Source organism: Methylobacterium sp. NPDC080182 (genome assembly GCF_050281105.1).
Taxonomy (GTDB): Bacteria; Pseudomonadota; Alphaproteobacteria; order Rhizobiales; family Beijerinckiaceae; genus Methylobacterium.
The window spans coordinates 65,346-80,880 of record NZ_JBNNWO010000002.1 but is presented as its reverse complement, the minus strand read 5'-3'; the positions used below and the strand labels follow the sequence as shown (position 1 = coordinate 80,880).

Genomic DNA, 15,535 nt, shown 5'->3' with positions numbered 1-15,535 from the left:
CAGACGATCTCAAGCACATCGCCGGGGCGCTGGCCGGCGTCCGCGCGCCCGAGATCCTTCCGCACGTGCCAGAGCTCGAGCCGATCTTCAGTCTGATTGAGGCGGCCGACGCCGCGGCTGCGGCCCACACCGTCGCCTGCCGGGATCTCGACGAGGACGACGATGCCCAGATGCGGGCCTGCAACCAAGCCGCAGCCGACGCTCACGATGCCTTGATAGTGGTTCGGCAGGCCATGCCGGTCACCGCGGAAGGGCTGCGTGCGCTTGCCGCATTTTACGTCCGGGATGCAGCGCTATACGACCGAGACGGCGAGCATATCGAGCATCTCGCACGGGCTCTGATAGCATGTGAGTCGGGCGGGCGGTTTTCGGCGGTTCGGCAGCAAAAAGCTGAGCTAAATCAGTCGCCTGAGCCACTGATTCTGTCGGGCGGAAATCGGCGCAGCCTCGGCGTTCCGGACCAAGCTCAGGTCGAGGCGGCCTGGCGCGGTCTGCCGGACGAGACCCAAGACCGGATCGGCGTCGTCGCCACCGATATGGTGTTTCAAGCCTTCGTGTCCGGCGACGCCTTCGGCCCGAAGGATCAGCCGGTGCCGGGCCGTAGCAAGTGGGCGCAGACGATCCGCGGCGAGGCGAGCGATGCTTCCTGCCGCCGGCTGACCGAGCTGCACACTGTCATTGAGGACGTGCTGCCGGTCCTGTTCGGCTCAGCCGGCCAGAACCCAGAATGGGCGGTGGCGATGGGTGCGAAGCGATGAGCCTACGCGGCCGCCAGGATGACGCGACACCTCTACCGGCGGCTCGGTTCGAGATCAGCCCCCGGCGCGGCCTGCGCCGCGAAGAATCGGCCCGCTACGTCGGCGTCAGCCCCTCGAAATTCGACGAGATGGTCCGGGACGGCCGAATGCCGAAGCCGAAACGGATCGACGGGTGCGTGGTCTGGGACCTCCGGCGTCTCGACTTGGCGTGGGACGCTCTCGGCGGCGATGATGCAGGCCACAACCCGTGGGACTGAACTCCGTGGTCAGCATCGATCTGCCGTTCGTCGTCGCCGACACCGATCGACACGGCAACGTCCGGTACTACTTCCGCAGACGGCCTGAGAAGAAGGTGCGCCTCCATGGCAAGCCCGGCTCCGCCGAGTTCCAGAAGGCCTACGAGGCAGCTCGCGACCGGGCGTCTGAGGTCACGCCGGCGAAGGGCGGCCGCCCGGCCGCTGGCTCGTTCATCGACGTGTCGCAGCGCTACATCGCAAGCCCGACCTTCAAGAAGCTCGATGCCTCGACACAGGGCTGGCAGAAGCGCGCACTGAACGAGATCGCCGCCAGCGACAAGGGCACGGCATCGGTCGCGCTGATGCAGCCGCGCCATGTGCGGCGCCTGCGCGACGAGAAGGCCGAGACACCGGCCGCCGCCAACACGATGCTCAAGGCGCTCCGGGCCATGTTCCAATGGGCCATGGAGGAGGACATCGTTGACGCAGATCCAACGCGGGATGTGAAGCGCGCTCAGTACGTCACCAAAGGGCACCACACCTGGACACTGGACGAGGTCGACCAGTTTGAGCGTCGGCACCCGCTCGGCTCGAAGCCACGGCTAGCCTTCGCGCTACTGCTCTACACGGCCTGCCGGCGCGAGGACGCGACGCGCCTTGGCCCTCAGCACATCCGCGATGGCCGCCTGCGCTACATCCAGGCCAAGAACGAGCACCGCAAGCCCATCTCGGTCGACGTGCCGGTGTTTCCCGATCTGGCCGAGGCGATCGCCGCCCTGCCCTCCTCGCACCTGACCTTCCTAGTCACGGACTACGGCAAGCCGTTCTCGGTGGCGGGATTCGGCAACCGCTTCCGCGAGTGGTGCGATCAGGCCGGGCTCCCGCACTGCTCGGCACACGGCCTGCGAAAAGCGACAGCGGCGCGACTCGCCGAGCGCGGGTGCACGCCGCACGAGATCATGGCGGTCACGGGCCATCAGACGCTGGAAGAGGTGGAGCGGTACACGCGCGAGGCCCAGCGTGCGGGGCTCGCCGACAGTGCCTGGAAGCGCTTCGCCGCGGGGCGTCGTGGTCCCACCGCGGAGGCGGGTGAAGGTCCCACTTCCGGTAAACCACTGGCAGAGATGAATAAAAATGCGCCGGTGGCGCTCCCAAGGGGAATCGAACCCCTGTTTTCGCCGTGAGAGGGCGACGTCCTAGACCGCTAGACGATGGGAGCTTTCCGGCGGCGCGGGGCTGCTATAGCCACCACTCGGCGGGGGAGCAAGTGCCTTCGTCAGAAAATCCGCCGCGGCGGGTCAGATCGGGGACGGATAGCGGTCGTGGTGGATAACGTGCAGGACGAGCGGGCCGGGATCGTGGCCGAGGGAGGCGTGCGGCTCGACCGGGCGCTGGTCGCGCTGTTCCCGGAGCTGTCCCGGGCCCGGCTGCAGGATCTGGTCCGCACCGGCCAGGTTCAGCGGGACGGTCTCCCGGCGCTCGACCCGGCCGCCAAGGTCGCCGCGGGCGCGCGCATCGTGCTCACGGTGCCCCCGGCAGCCCCGGCGGAGCCGGTGGCCGAGGCCGCGGATCTGCCGATCGTCCACGAGGACGACGACCTGATCGTCATCGACAAGCCCGCCGGCCTCGTGGTCCATCCCGCCCCGGGCCACGAGAGCGGCACGTTGGTCAACGCCCTGATCGCCCATTGCGGGGCCAGCCTGTCGGGCATCGGCGGCGTCCGCCGGCCCGGCATCGTCCACCGCCTCGACAAGGACACGAGCGGCCTGATCGTCGTCGCCAAGAACGACGTGGCCCACCAGGGCCTCACCGCCCAGTTCGCCGATCACGGCCGGTCCGGACCGCTGGAACGCGCCTACGCCGCCGTCGTCTGGGGCCTGCCCCAGCCGCGGGCCGGGACGATCCAGGCAAGCCTCGCGCGGTCGCGCTTCCACCGGGAGAAGATCGCCGTCGTCTCGGACGCGAGCGGGCGCCACGCCGTGACCCACTACGCGGTGGCCGAGGCGTATCGCGAGGCCGCCCTCGTGCGCTGCCGCCTGGAGACGGGCCGCACCCACCAGATCCGCGTGCATCTCGCCCATCGCGGACACCCCCTGCTCGGGGACACGGTCTACGGCGGCGCCTTCCGGACCAAGGCGGCCCGCCTGACGCCGGAGGCCCGCGCCGCCCTCGCGGCGCTCGGGCGCCAGGCACTCCACGCGGAACTGCTCGGCTTCAGCCACCCGCGGACCGGCGCGACGCTGCGGTTCGAGAGCCCGCTACCGCCCGATATGGCCGCGCTGGTGCAGGCCCTGAGGGCGGAAGAGGACGGGCCGCCGCGCCCGTAACCGCCGCGTCGCGGCGTGCGAAAGATCACGCCGTACCGCGTCACATCGTGACATGGTACGACCAAAATCGCCGGTGGCGCGTTGTTGACGACGTGGGTGTCACCGACCGCGACCGGCTCCCCGGCGTCCCGTACGAGATGGGGGGCCGGCAGGGTCGGCTCAAGAGCGGCCCGAGTGGACGGCACTGTTGTCCGTCGCGTCCGCCCGACAGGGGGACATAAGGTCCAGGAGAATGCCATGGCCGGTACGCTGCCCGTGCTCGCCAACGAAGGTGGCCTCTCGCGCTACCTCGACGAGATTCGCAAGTTCCCGATGCTGGAGCCGTCGGAAGAGTTCACGCTGGCGAAGGCCTGGCGCGACGCCGGCGACCGCGAGGCCGCGCACCGCCTCGTGACGTCGCACCTGCGCCTGGTCGCCAAGATCGCCATGGGCTACCGCGGCTACGGCCTGCCGATCGGCGAAGTCGTGTCGGAGGGCAATGTCGGCCTCATGCAGGCGGTCAAGCGCTTCGATCCCGACAAGGGCTTCCGTCTGGCCACCTACGCGATGTGGTGGATCAAGGCGGCGATCCAGGAATACATCCTGCGCTCGTGGTCGCTCGTGAAGATGGGCACGACCGCGAACCAGAAGAAGCTGTTCTTCAACCTGCGCAAGGCGAAGGGCAAGATCTCGGCGCTCGACGAGGGTGACCTCAAGCCCGATCAGGTGAAGCAGATCGCCACCCGTCTCGGCGTGCCCGAGCAGGACGTGATCGACATGAACCGGCGCTTGTCCGGCGACACGTCGCTCAACGCGCCCCTGCGCGAGGAGGGCGAGGGCGAGTGGCAGGACTGGCTCGTGGACAACAGCCCGAGCCAGGAGACCGTGCTGGCGCGGGAGCAGGAGGGTCAGAACCGCCTCTCCGCGCTCAAGGACGCCCTCGGTGTGCTCAATCCGCGAGAGCGCCGCATCTTCGAGGCCCGGCGCCTCGCCGAGGACCCGATCACCCTGGAGGACCTCTCCGGCGAGTTCGGCGTGTCTCGCGAACGCGTCCGGCAGATCGAGGTCCGCGCCTTCGAGAAGGTGCAGGAAGCGGTCAAGCGCAACATCGCGAGCCGCGAGCTGCCCCGGACCGGCATCGAGGCCCGCTGAGCCGCGCGCCCGGCGCGCGACGCGCCGGGCGCGCCGGTTCGGGTCGGGGCTCGGACGGCGGGCGCCGTCGACCGATCACTGCCAGGCGTCGAAGGCGTTCTGCATCACCTGGGCGCCGGCGGCGCCCTTCTCGAAGGTCAGCACCGCCCGGCGGCCGGACGTGTAGCGCAGCGCGATATCGAACCAGTTCCGGTGGAGGAGCAGGTCGGTGTTGCGCTCGACGTCGTTCTGCAGCGACGACAGGCCGATCAGGAACAGGTTGTCGCGGACCCGAACCGGCAGGCCCGAGACCGGCGAGCCGCGGGCGCTCTGCTCGTCCTTGGCCTGGAGCAACCCGACATCTTGGACGGTTCTGGACGCGGCGTTGCTGCCGCTCTGGCTGAAGGCCAAGCTCACCGTGTGGGAGGCCGGCAGGGTCGCGTCGAGATTGCGCTGGATGGTCATCACCAGCGTCAGGCCGGCATCCGGGATGGTCACGGTGGCGACGACGGCGTTCTGGACCGGCTGCCCCTGATCCCCGTTGACGGTCTCGAGCCGCCACGTCACCCGCCCCGGCGTCACGGTCGGCTGACCGCCCTCGGCCCCCGTCGCCTCCTCGACGAGTTCCGCCCTCTGCGCGACCGCGACGCCCGCGTCGGCCGGCGCGGGCGTGGCCGCGGCCCGTGCCGGCGCGCCGTTCTCGACGCGCGTCGGGGCCTTGGGGGCCGGGGCGGCGTCGCCGCCGACCCGGTCGCCGAACTTGGTCTCGCCTTCCGGCTGCTGCGTGTCCGCGGTCTCCGTGCCGTTCGACGGCAGGTTCTGCGGCCGGTCGCGCAGCAGGAAGGCCGCGACGGCGATCAGGCCGATCACCACAGCCAGGACACCGCCCACGAAGACGTTGCGCAGCACGCGCGACCGACCGGTGCGCGGGGGGACCACCTCGATCCGCGGACGCTGACGCCCGCCCGCGCCCTCGGCCGTCTCGGCGTCAGGGTCCTCGGCGGCGGGCGCCTCGGCGGCAAACGTCCCAGCGCCGGACGTCTCGGCGACCGGCGGGGCCGTGTCGGGCGCGGCCGTCTGCGGCGTGCCCGGACGCGGCGGCGCGATCGGGATCGGTGCCTCACGCGGCCCGTCCGCGGCCTCCCGATCCCCGTCGCGGGCCGCCACCGCGAACGGCGGCTTCGCCGACGGGAGGATGGGCGCCAGCGCGGGACCGGATCCCGGCTCCGGCGGGGAAGGCTCCGGGATCTCCGGCTCCGTCGCCGCGGGGACGATCGGCTCGGGGACGGCGGGTTCTGGCGCGGCGGGTGCGGGGACGGCCGGTGCTGGTGCCGGCGCCGAAACCGTGGCCGGGGCCGGAGCGGGCGTCCCGGGCGCCTGCGCGGCATCGTTGGCGGGGGCCGGGAGGCCGCCGTGATCGACCTCGAGCCGCTCGATCGCGGCGTCGAGCGCCCGGCGCTCGAGATCGATGTCGGCCTCCGACAGTGGCGGATCGAGGGAGCGCAGCTGGCTGATGAGGGCGTTGCGCGCGCGGTCGTAGACCGCCTTGCGCAGGGCGGGCGTTCGGTCCGGCAGCGCGTCGAGCGCGCGGGCCAGAAGCGGGTAGTAATCGGCCATGATACTCTGGTCCGCCCCTTCGGCCGCCGTCCGGCAACGCCGGTCGGAGGCCGGGGACCGAGGTCCGCGCCCGCCCGACAGGTCCGGTCGCGGCCGTCGGCCGGTTTGTCGTATCCCGCCGCGCGGGATCAGGGCCCGCGCGCCGGTTGCCTTCGAGACGGCGGGCGGATCGCGATACGGACCGCCCGGCCGCCAGCCCGTTCTAGATCAAGCCCGCGCGGACTGGATACAGGCAGGGCCGCCGAAAACACGCGTCGTCAACGGGATAGCGCGCGAAGGGTCAATCCTCGAACGGGTTGTGCATGAGGATCGTGTCGTCGCGCTCGGGCGAGGTCGACAGCAGCGCCACCGGCGCCCCGATCAGCTCCTCGATCCGGCGCACGTACTTGATCGCCTGCGCGGGCAGATCCGCCCAGGACCGGGCCCCCGCTGTCGTCTCCGACCAGCCCGGGATCACCTCGTAGACCGGCTCGATCCGGGCCTGGGCGGCCTGGCTCGCCGGCAGATGGTCGATCGGCTGGCCGTCCAGCATGTAGCCGGTGCAGACGCGGATCTCTTCGAAGCCGTCGAGGATGTCGAGCTTGGTCAGCGCGATGCCGTGGATGCCGGAGGTCCGGACCGTCTGGCGCACCAGCACGGCGTCGAACCATCCGCAGCGGCGCTTGCGGCCGGTATTGACGCCGAACTCGCGCCCGCGGCTGCCGATGGTCTCGCCGATCTCGTCGAACAGCTCGGTCGGGAACGGTCCCTCGCCGACCCGGGTCGTGTACGCCTTGGCGATACCCAGAACGTAGCCGATCGCCCCCGGGCCGAGGCCCGAGCCCGTGGCCGCCTGGGCGGCCACGATGTTGGAGGAGGTCACGAACGGGTAGGTGCCGTGGTCGACGTCGAGCAGCGCGCCCTGCGCGCCCTCGAACAGGATGCGCTTGCCGGCCCGGCGCTCCTCGTCGAGCAGCGACCACACGGTGTCGGCGAAGGGCAGGATCTTCGGCGCGATCGCCTTCAGCTCGGTCAGCAGCGCCTCGGCATTCACCTCGTCGATCCCGAGACCGCGCCGCAGGGCGTTGTGGTGGGTCAGCACGCGCTCGATCTTGGCCGGCAGCGCGTCGGGGTCGGCGAGGTCGACGACCCGGATCGCGCGGCGGCCGACCTTGTCCTCATAGGCCGGCCCGATGCCGCGCTTGGTCGTGCCGATCTTCAGGCCGGCATTGGCCGTCTCACGGAAATGATCCAGCTCGCGGTGGAGCGGCAGGATCAGCGTCGCGTTGTCGGCGATCCGCAGGGAGGACGGCGAGACGTCCACGCCCTGCGCCTTGATCCGCTCGATCTCGTCGATCAGGTGCCAGGGATCGACCACGACACCGTTGCCGATGACCGAGAGCTTGCCGCCGCGGACGACGCCCGACGGCAGCAGCGCCAGCTTGTAGGTCACGCCGTCGATGACGAGCGTGTGGCCGGCGTTATGGCCGCCCTGGAAACGGACCACGATGTCGGCCTGCTCGGAGAGCCAGTCGACGATCTTGCCCTTGCCCTCGTCGCCCCACTGGGCGCCCACAACGACGACGTTGGCCATGCCTGCCTGCTTACCCGCGACGGAAACCGGGACGGCGCCGCCCACGGGTGCAGGCAACGTACGTCGTGAGCCGTTTCCGCGATCCGGGCAACGAAATCAAGCAAGGGGCCGCATGTTCGGACCGCATGGCGGTCGGCCGGAGCCGGTCACGACCGGCTTACTTGGCCTCGGTACCGGGGTCGCGACCGGGCAGTTCGTGCGGCTTGATCACCGGCATGGAGCCGGACTGATCGGGCTTCACCACAGTGCCGGTCGTGCCGGAATCCGGCGGCTTGATCACGCCGTCGTTCTTCTGGAGCTTGTCGCTGAGCGACTGGTCCTGCGGCGGCGCGTCCGCGTTCGGGCGAACGCGCTCGGGCGGCGCCGGGGCCGGACTGGTCGTCTGGGCGCCGGCGGGTACTGCCGCGACGGTCGCCGCCAAGGTCGTCGCGAGGGCGGCGAGCAGGGTCTTGTTCGGCACGAGGGCCTCCCCGGTTCGAGACACGAATTCGGGGAGGAACAGTCGGAGACGGGATCCGTTCCTGTCCGCGATCGGGTCCGACGTCCCGTCCTGTGGACCGGATCCGGCGGCCTCAACCCTGGCGGGCGGCCTCGATGTAGAGCTCGCGCAGGCGCCGGGTCAGCGCGCCCGGCCGCCCCTCGCCGATTGACCGCCCGTCGATCTCGACGACCGGCATCACGAAGGCGGAGGCGCTGGTGTAGAAGGCCTCCTGGGCCGCGTAGACCTCGTCCACCGGGATCAGCCGCTCCTCGATGCGCAGGTCGGCCTCCTGCGCGAGGCGCAACACCGAGGCCCGGGTGATGCCCGGCAGGAGCGCCGTGGAGAGCGGCCGGGTCACGAGCACGCGGTCGCGGCCGATGATGAACGCGGTCGAGGAGGAGCCCTCGGTGACCGCGCCGTCCTCGACCATCCAGGCCTCAGCGACGCCGGCCTCGGCCGCCTGCTGCTTGGCGAGCACCTGCGCCAGCAGGGCCACCGACTTGATGTCCCGCCGCTTCCAGCGCAGGTCCTCGACGGTGATCACCCGGGCGCCGCTCTCGGCGAGCGGGTTGGCGAGCACGGTCTTGGCCTGCGTGAACATCACCACGGTGGGCTCGGTGCCGGCCTTAGGGAAGGCGAAGTCGCGCTCGGCCACCCCGCGGGTCACCTGCATGTAGACGAGCCCCTCGCTGACGCCGTTGCGGGCGACGAGCTCGGTCTGCAGGCGCTCCCAGCCCGCCGCGTCGTGCGGGTTGCGGATGCCGATCTCGCCGAGCGAGCGGTCGAGGCGCGCGAGGTGCGCGGCGTTGTCGACGAGCTTGCCGTCGATGATCGCCGAGACCTCGTAGATGCCGTCGGCGAACAGGAAGCCGCGGTCCATGATCGGCACGCGCGCCTCCTCGTAGGGAAGGAACTGGCCGTTGAGGTAGACGATGCGGGGAGCGGTCACGGGGAGCTGTCCTGTGTTCGGCGCGGGCCCGGAAACGCGGGCCCGCGAGCGCGGGTCGAAGCAGGAATCGTGCGGAGTCTCAGCGGTCGCCGAAGACCCGCCCGAAGATCGTGTCCACGTGCTTGAAGTGGTAGCCGAGATCGAAGCACGCCTCGATCTGCTCGGCCGGGAGCGCCGCGGCGACCTCCGGGTCCGCCTTGAGCAGCGCCAGGAAATCGCCCTCGCCGCGCCAGACCGGCATCGCGTTGCGCTGGACCAGCCGGTAGGAATCCTCGCGGGAGACCCCGGCCTGGGTCAGCGCCAGCAGCACGCGCTGCGAGTGGATCAGGCCGCCGAGCCGGTCGAGGTTCTTCTGCATGTTGGCCGGGTAGACCAGCAGCTTCTCCATCACCCCGGTCATCCGTGCTAGGGCGAAGTCGAGGGTGACGGTGGCGTCGGGGCCGATCATCCGCTCCACCGACGAGTGGGAGATGTCGCGCTCGTGCCAGAGGGCGACGTTCTCCAGGGCCGGGGTGACGTAGCCGCGCACCATCCGGGCGAGGCCCGTGATGTTCTCGGTGAGGACCGGGTTGCGCTTGTGCGGCATCGCCGAGGAGCCCTTCTGCCCCTCGGAGAAGAACTCCTCCGCCTCGAGGACCTCGGTGCGCTGAAGGTGCCGGATCTCGATCGCCAGCCGCTCCAGCGACGAGGCGACGACGCCGAGGGTCGCGAAGAACATCGCGTGCCGGTCGCGCGGGATCACCTGGGTCGAGACCGGCTCGGCGGTCAGGCCCATCTTCTCGGCGACGTACTGCTCCACCCGCGGGTCGATGTTGGCGAACGTGCCGACCGCGCCCGAGATCGCGCAGGTGGCGACCTCCTCGCGGGCCGCGACGAGGCGGCGGCGGTTGCGCTCGAACTCGGCGTAGGCCTGGGCGAGCTTCAGACCGAAGGTGACCGGCTCGGCGTGGATGCCGTGCGACCGGCCGATGGTCGGGGTGAGCTTGTGCTCCAGGGCCCGGGTCTTCAGGGCGGAGAGCAGCGAGTCGACGTCGGCGATCAGGATATCGGCGGCCCGCACCAACTGCACGTTGAGGCAGGTGTCGAGCACGTCCGAGGAGGTCATGCCCTGGTGGACGAAGCGCGCCTCGGGACCGACGATCTCGGCGAGGTGGGTCAGGAAGGCGATGACGTCGTGCTTCGTCACCGCCTCGATCGCGTCGATGCGGGCGACGTCGAAGACCGCGTCCTTGCCCTTGGTCCAGATCGTCTCGGCCGCCGCCTTCGGCACGACGCCGATCTCGGCGAGCGCCGTGGTGGCGTGGGCCTCGATCTCGAACCAGATCCGGAAGCGGCTCTCGGGCGACCAGATCGCCGTCATCGCGGGGCGGCTATAGCGGGGGATCATGGGGGCCTCGGCACGGTCCGGATTGCGTGCGTGGCCGGTAGCATGCGCCGGGCCGGCCGCTCAATGCGCATCGGGCATGCCGGGACGGCAACCGACGTGAAACGCGCGCCGCGCCGGGCTCAGTCGATCCGAACCCAGCCCTGGCCCATCAGCCGTTCCTGCGGCCGGAAGCGGGACTTGTAGTCCATCTTGCGCGAGCCCTCGACCCAGTAGCCGAGATAGAGGTACGGCAGCCCGAGCCCGCGAGCCCGGCGGATGTGGTCGAGGATCATGAAGGTCCCGGGCGAGCGCGCGGCCTCCGCGGGATCGTAGAACGAGTAGACCATCGACAGGCCGTCCGAGAGGACGTCGGTCAGGCAGAACGCGAGCGGCGGTCCGGAGCCGCGGCCGGTGATCGCCGTGTCCGGCCCGTGCCGGCGATACGACACGAGGTGCGTGTCGACGTGGCTGTCCTCGACCATCATGGCGTAGTCGAGCACGGTCATGTCGACCATGCCGCCGTCGCCGTGCCGGGCGTCGAGGTAGCGGCGGAACAGAGCGTACTGCTCGGAGGCGGGCCGGTTCGGCTCCGGCGTGCCGACCCAGTCGGCGCTGCGCGCCAGGATGCGCCGCTGGCTGGCGCTCGGCTCGAACTCGTCGACCACCACGCGGACCGAGACGCAGGCCCGGCAGGTCTCGCAGGCCGGCCGGTACGCGATGGTCTGCGAGCGGCGGAAGCCGCCCTGCGTCAGGATCTCGTTCAGGTCGCGGGCGCGCCGTCCGACCAGGTGGGTGAAGACCTTCCGCTCCTCCTGCCCCGGCAGGTAGGGGCACGGCGAGGGGGCGGTGAGGTAGAATTGCGGTGTGTCGCGCGGGTGGCTGGTCACGCTTCTCACAGACCCTGCGCCGGGTTCATCCTCGCGGCGCCGGCGTGACAGTGTACAGGCGACCGGCCGGGGCTCAATGGCCCGGCCGGTCGCACCGTCAGATTTTCATCAGCGGAATCGCGGCTCAGCGCGCGTGGACGACGGCGAGGCCGAGGAGCAGGTCGTGCCCGAGGCGGCGGTCGGAGCGCATGAGCCCGAACGCGATGTCGACGCACCAGAGCAGGAAGGTCGAGATCGCCACGTAGAACAGCAGCGCGTGGACCGCGGCCGTGATGACGTCAACCCGCGCGCCGCTCTCGGGCGCAACGGTCCGCAGGCCCATCATCCGCTGGCCGATCGTGCTCTGCTTCGGCCCGCCCACCGTGATCGCGCTGTAGATGATGCCGCTCGCCGGAAGGATCGCGAACAGCGTCCAGCCGAGGCCGAAGGTGACCACCCCGATCACGGTGATCGCGAGGGTCAGCAGGGCCGTGAAGCCGAAGATGAACAGGATGTCGAGGAGATAGGCGACCGTCCGGCCACCCAGGCTCGCCCGCACGAACGGGATCGGCAACGCGGTGGCGTAGCCGGGCGCTTCGAAGCGCTGCGCGTATCCGGGTTGTGGGTTCTGCATGGTGTCGCGTCCTGCAAGCGAGGCTGCGGACGTGAAGGTGGGTGCGCGTCGCGGAGGCCGCAAGGGGATCCGGTGCCGATGCGGGTCGGTCGGCGGGCGTGGGCGCGCCTCAGCGCCCGGCCGGGTCTCCGGCCGCGGCGTCGGGCGTGTCGAGGTAGAAGCGCTTGAGCATGTAGAGGGACGGGCCCGACAGGGTGCTCGCCTCGGTGGCGAGGGCGACCAGGGTCGTGCCGGCATCGAAGCGGCAGGTCAGCCAGTGCTGCCGGTTCCCGTCGGCGTAGTCGACCCGCACCGAATTCGCCGACGGCCCCGGCGCCGCGCGCAGGAGCCGGATCCCGTCCTGCGGCGCGACCGCCGGGAGCGCCCGGCGGCAGGTGGCGACGCGATCCCGGCGCAGGGTGTCCTGGCAGGCGACGAGCCCCGCGAGGAAGCCGACCACGACCGCGGCCCCGAGGAGCCAGCGGTGCCCGCGCTTCACGGATGGTTGCGCAGGCGCTCCGCGACCCGCGGCGCGTGATAGGTGAGGACGCCGTCGGCGCCGGCCCGCTTGAAGGCGAGGAGCGCCTCGACCATCGCGCGGTCGCCGTCGAGCCAGCCGTTGCGGGCGGCCGCCTCGATCATCGCGTACTCGCCCGACACCTGGTAGGCGAAGGTCGGCACCTGGAACTCGTCTCGCACCCGGCGGATGATGTCGAGATAGGGCAGGCCCGGCTTCACCATCACCGAATCCGCGCCCTCGTCGAGGTCGAGCCGGACCTCGCGCAGGGCCTCGGCCGAGTTGCCGGGATCCATCTGGTAGGTGCGCTTGTCGCCGACCAGCGCCGCCTTGGTGCCGATCGCGTCCCGGAACGGCCCGTAGAAGGCGCTGGCGTATTTCGCCGCGTAGGCCATGATCTGCACGTCGAGGAAGCCGGCCTTGTCGAGGCCCGCGCGGATCGCGCCGACGCGCCCGTCCATCATGTCGGAGGGCGCGATGATGTCGGTCCCGGCCTCGGCCTGGATCAGGCTCTGCTCGACGAGGACCGCGACCGTCTCGTCGTTAAGGATCGCGCCGTCCCGCATCAGGCCGTCGTGGCCGTGGCTCGTGTAGGGATCGAGCGCCACGTCGGTCATGATCCCGATCTCGGGCACGGCCCGCTTCACGGCGCGGACCGCCCGGCAGACGAGGTTGTTGGCGTTCAGCGCCTCCGAGCCGGTCGGGTCGCGCAGCGACACCTCCGTGTAGGGGAAGAACGACACCGCCGGGATGCCGAGCTTCGCGGCGCGCTCCGCGTCGCGGACGATCTCGTCCACCGAGAGGCGCTCGACGCCCGGCATCGAGGCGACCGGCTCGCGGCGGCCCTCGCCGTCGATTACGAACATCGGCCAGATCAGGTCGTCGACCGTCAGGGTGTGCTCGCGGACGAGGCGGCGCGACCAGTCGGCCTTCCGGTTCCGGCGCGGGCGCTGGGTGATCTTCAGACCCTCCACGCGGGCGCCCTCGCGGGCGGCCTCCACGGCGAGAGGGCGCGGCTCTGGCAGGGTGTCTGACATGCGGCTTCGCTACCGTTCGCGCGGACCACGCCGCGGATCGCGCGGCGCCCGTGCGCCGGAGGCGATCGACTACCACACCGGGCCGGCGCAACGAAACCCGACCGTTGACGCCGGACGGCGGAACCGCTTCAACCCGGCGACCCCCGCCCGATCGATCAGGATCCCGGCCCTTCGCCATGAACCGGCCCCCACCATCCGCGAGCGCTCGATAGTGCCCAGCTACTTTCCGATCCGGCGCAGGACGCCGCGGCCGGGCGGCATCCCGAGCGACCGCATCGAGCGGGCCCAGGGCCCCGCGTCCGGCACGTGGGACACAGTGCTGATCTGGTTCATGCGGCTCACGGCCCTCGTCTGGCTGCTGAAGAGCGTCTTCGCCTGGGCGACCATCCTCGACGTCCTGCCGGGCGTGCGCCCCTTCGAGGCCGAGCCGTTCGGCCGCCAATCCGCGATCGTCTACTTCGCGGTGATCGACGCCGCGGCGGCGATCGGATTGTGGCTGACGAGCGCCTGGGGCGGCGTGATCTGGTTGCTCGCCGTCACGTCGGCGATGACGCTCGCTGTCCTGACACCGCAACTCTTGCCGTTATCGGTGCCGCTGCTCGTATTCGGAGGCTGTGTTGTGACGTTGTACTTCCTGCTGTCCTGGCTGGCCGCACAGGAAGCACGGTGAACGAACCGTTCTTGTCTTCATTCAGTTTGTCTTTACCGCGAAGAGTAAATCGCGAATTCATCCTGTCGCTTAAATCGCCTTTCATTCCCGAGCCCTAGCTTAGCCATCATCAACGGCGCCGCATCCAACGGGTGCCGGATCATCGGATGGCGAGGCAGAGATGAAGACCCAGAACGCCCGAGTCGCGCAGATCGAGGCCCCCGAGGAAGCCGCCTCCACCAAGGGCTCCTACCTCGAGGCGCTGCACCTCGTGGAGCGGCTGCATCGCCGGCTGCTCGACGTGATCAAGGACGAGTTCGAGCGCCGCGGCCGCGAGGACGTCAACAGCGTCCAGGCGCTGCTCCTGTACAACATCGGCGACAAGGAGCTGACCGCGAGCGAGCTGCGGACCAAGGGCTACTACCTGGGCTCCAACGTCTCGTACAATGTGAAGAAGCTTGTCGAGGCCGGCTATCTCCACCACGCCCGCTCGAAGACCGACCGGCGCTCCGTCCGGATCAGCCTGACCGACAAGGGCCGCCAGGTCCACGAGATCATCCAGGGGCTCTACGACAAGCATGCCCGGACGATCACGCCGATCGGCGGGATCTCGGAGGAGGATTTCATTCGCCTGAACCAGGCCCTCACCCGCCTTGAGCGCTTCTGGACCGATCAGATCCGTTACCGCCTCTGAGGCGCGCCCTCAGAGGTTCAGCAGGCCGATGATCCCGGCGATCACCGCGTAGGCGAAGCCGGCGTTGATGGCGACGCCGAACATCCCGATCACGAGACCGCCCAGCACGACCAGACCGTCGCGCTCGACGAGACCGAGCCCGACCAGGCAGACGGCGAGACCCAGCGGGATCTGCCCGACGATGGGCGCGGCCACGATCAGCGCCAGCGCCAGGGCGAGCAGGACGATCCCCATGCCGCGCATGCCGAGCGCGGTCTCGAACACGCTGACGCGGGGACGCGACCAGCGCTCCAGGCGGCGCAGGATCGGCACCGCGCGGGTGACGGCGCGGCGGACATCCGTCAGGGCGATCGAGCGGCCGAGGAGCATCCGCGGCAGCCACGGCGCCGACATCCCGGCGGCGATCTGGATCGCCACGAGGAGCAGGAGCAGGCCGCAGATCAGCGGGATCGGCGGCGGCATGGGCAGGCAGTTCGGCAGCCCGAGCAGGACCACGAGCAGCGCGAAGGCACGGTCCCGCAGGACCGCGACGATGTCGCCCACGGTGAGGCGCTCGCCCTCCTGGCTCGCCAGCACGGTGAGGACGTCCGACGTTCGTGCACCGGAGGTCAAGGATCTGCCAACCTTCGCTTTCCCGCGGGGGCTCTAGCCGAGAACATCTGGCACGCCAAGCACGGCAGATTCGCGACAGCGCGATGGCGTCCCGCGGGCGGACGCGCGGCGGACGGCCCGCGAAGTCCCG

Annotated in this window: 18 protein-coding genes and 1 tRNA gene; 7 read left to right on the top strand and 12 right to left on the bottom strand. The window is 70.5% G+C overall.

Going from position 1 to position 15,535, the window contains the following annotated elements:
* Nucleotides 1-65: 65 nt before the first annotated feature.
* Both ACQKQD_RS03535 and ACQKQD_RS03530 read left to right on the top strand, forming a co-directional pair.
* Nucleotides 66-758, top strand: coding sequence for a hypothetical protein (locus ACQKQD_RS03535; RefSeq protein WP_427507487.1), 693 nt, complete (start codon nt 66-68; stop codon nt 756-758).
* Nucleotides 755-1,015, top strand: a complete 261-nt coding sequence (locus ACQKQD_RS03530; RefSeq protein ID WP_020092840.1) for a helix-turn-helix transcriptional regulator — start codon at nt 755-757, stop codon at nt 1,013-1,015. Before ACQKQD_RS03535 ends, ACQKQD_RS03530 begins: the two co-directional genes overlap by 4 nt.
* A 229-nt stretch (nt 1,016-1,244) precedes the next feature.
* Here ACQKQD_RS03530 and ACQKQD_RS03525 read toward each other — a convergent pair whose 3' ends face one another.
* A complete protein-coding gene (locus tag ACQKQD_RS03525; RefSeq protein ID WP_234082252.1) occupies nt 1,245-1,430 on the bottom strand; it encodes a hypothetical protein in 186 nt (61 codons plus the stop codon).
* On the opposite strand from ACQKQD_RS03525, the gene ACQKQD_RS03520 reads away from it, so the two are divergent.
* Nucleotides 1,357-2,178, top strand: coding sequence for a tyrosine-type recombinase/integrase (locus ACQKQD_RS03520; protein WP_307188509.1), 822 nt, complete (start codon nt 1,357-1,359; stop codon nt 2,176-2,178). The genes ACQKQD_RS03525 and ACQKQD_RS03520 overlap by 74 nt on opposite strands.
* Here the strand turns inward: ACQKQD_RS03520 and ACQKQD_RS03515 are convergent.
* Nucleotides 2,138-2,213, bottom strand: a tRNA-Glu gene (locus ACQKQD_RS03515). The two genes, ACQKQD_RS03520 and ACQKQD_RS03515, sit on opposite strands and share 41 nt — an antisense overlap.
* Before the next feature lie 103 nt (nt 2,214-2,316).
* Here ACQKQD_RS03515 and ACQKQD_RS03510 point away from each other — a divergent pair.
* Together ACQKQD_RS03510 and rpoH are read left to right on the top strand one after the other, a co-directional pair.
* Nucleotides 2,317-3,321 carry an RluA family pseudouridine synthase gene (locus ACQKQD_RS03510; RefSeq protein WP_427507486.1) on the top strand — a complete coding sequence of 335 codons (1,005 nt, stop codon included), beginning with the start codon at nt 2,317-2,319 and terminating at the stop codon, nt 3,319-3,321.
* Between the two features lie 237 nt (nt 3,322-3,558).
* Nucleotides 3,559-4,452 (top strand): RNA polymerase sigma factor RpoH, encoded by an 894-nt coding sequence (gene rpoH, locus ACQKQD_RS03505; protein ID WP_042672026.1) that lies wholly within the window; start codon nt 3,559-3,561, stop codon nt 4,450-4,452.
* 75 nt (nt 4,453-4,527) lie between these two features.
* Here rpoH and ACQKQD_RS03500 read toward each other — a convergent pair whose 3' ends face one another.
* From ACQKQD_RS03500 to hemB, 9 genes are all read right to left on the bottom strand, one after another.
* Nucleotides 4,528-6,048, bottom strand: coding sequence for a histidine kinase (locus tag ACQKQD_RS03500; RefSeq protein ID WP_427507485.1), 1,521 nt, complete (start codon nt 6,046-6,048; stop codon nt 4,528-4,530).
* A 280-nt stretch (nt 6,049-6,328) separates the two neighbouring features.
* Entirely contained in the window at nt 6,329-7,621 is a 1,293-nt protein-coding gene (locus tag ACQKQD_RS03495) for an adenylosuccinate synthase (protein WP_091925032.1), read from the bottom strand.
* 157 nt (nt 7,622-7,778) lie between these two features.
* Nucleotides 7,779-8,081, bottom strand: coding sequence for a hypothetical protein (locus ACQKQD_RS03490; RefSeq protein WP_020092845.1), 303 nt, complete (start codon nt 8,079-8,081; stop codon nt 7,779-7,781).
* A gap of 112 nt (nt 8,082-8,193) precedes the next feature.
* Entirely contained in the window at nt 8,194-9,051 is an 858-nt protein-coding gene (locus ACQKQD_RS03485) for a D-amino-acid transaminase (RefSeq protein ID WP_103985902.1), read from the bottom strand.
* A 79-nt stretch (nt 9,052-9,130) separates the two neighbouring features.
* On the bottom strand, nt 9,131-10,438 hold the full coding sequence (gene purB, locus ACQKQD_RS03480; RefSeq protein WP_026604876.1) for an adenylosuccinate lyase: 1,308 nt from the start codon (nt 10,436-10,438) through the stop codon (nt 9,131-9,133).
* Nucleotides 10,439-10,557: 119 nt separating this feature from the next.
* Nucleotides 10,558-11,304 carry an arginyltransferase gene (locus ACQKQD_RS03475; protein ID WP_091925038.1) on the bottom strand — a complete coding sequence of 249 codons (747 nt, stop codon included), beginning with the start codon at nt 11,302-11,304 and terminating at the stop codon, nt 10,558-10,560.
* 124 nt (nt 11,305-11,428) lie between these two features.
* Nucleotides 11,429-11,917: an RDD family protein gene (locus ACQKQD_RS03470; protein WP_427507484.1), complete on the bottom strand. Its 489-nt coding sequence runs from the start codon at nt 11,915-11,917 to the stop codon at nt 11,429-11,431.
* A 109-nt stretch (nt 11,918-12,026) separates the two neighbouring features.
* Complete coding sequence (locus ACQKQD_RS03465; protein WP_091980143.1) at nt 12,027-12,395, bottom strand: hypothetical protein; 369 nt, start codon at nt 12,393-12,395, stop codon at nt 12,027-12,029.
* Nucleotides 12,392-13,450 (bottom strand): porphobilinogen synthase, encoded by a 1,059-nt coding sequence (hemB, locus tag ACQKQD_RS03460; protein ID WP_026604877.1) that lies wholly within the window; start codon nt 13,448-13,450, stop codon nt 12,392-12,394. Before hemB ends, ACQKQD_RS03465 begins: the two co-directional genes overlap by 4 nt.
* A 211-nt stretch (nt 13,451-13,661) precedes the next feature.
* Between hemB and ACQKQD_RS03455 the strand changes: the two genes are divergently transcribed.
* Nucleotides 13,662-14,120: a DUF6163 family protein gene (locus ACQKQD_RS03455; RefSeq protein WP_026604878.1), complete on the top strand. Its 459-nt coding sequence runs from the start codon at nt 13,662-13,664 to the stop codon at nt 14,118-14,120.
* 160 nt (nt 14,121-14,280) lie between these two features.
* Nucleotides 14,281-14,793, top strand: coding sequence for a transcriptional regulator LdtR (gene ldtR / locus ACQKQD_RS03450; RefSeq protein WP_056527383.1), 513 nt, complete (start codon nt 14,281-14,283; stop codon nt 14,791-14,793).
* 9 nt (nt 14,794-14,802) lie between these two features.
* Here the strand turns inward: ldtR and ACQKQD_RS03445 are convergent, their stop codons facing one another.
* Complete coding sequence (locus ACQKQD_RS03445; RefSeq protein WP_267965786.1) at nt 14,803-15,405, bottom strand: exopolysaccharide biosynthesis protein; 603 nt, start codon at nt 15,403-15,405, stop codon at nt 14,803-14,805.
* Nucleotides 15,406-15,535: the final 130 nt, after the last annotated feature.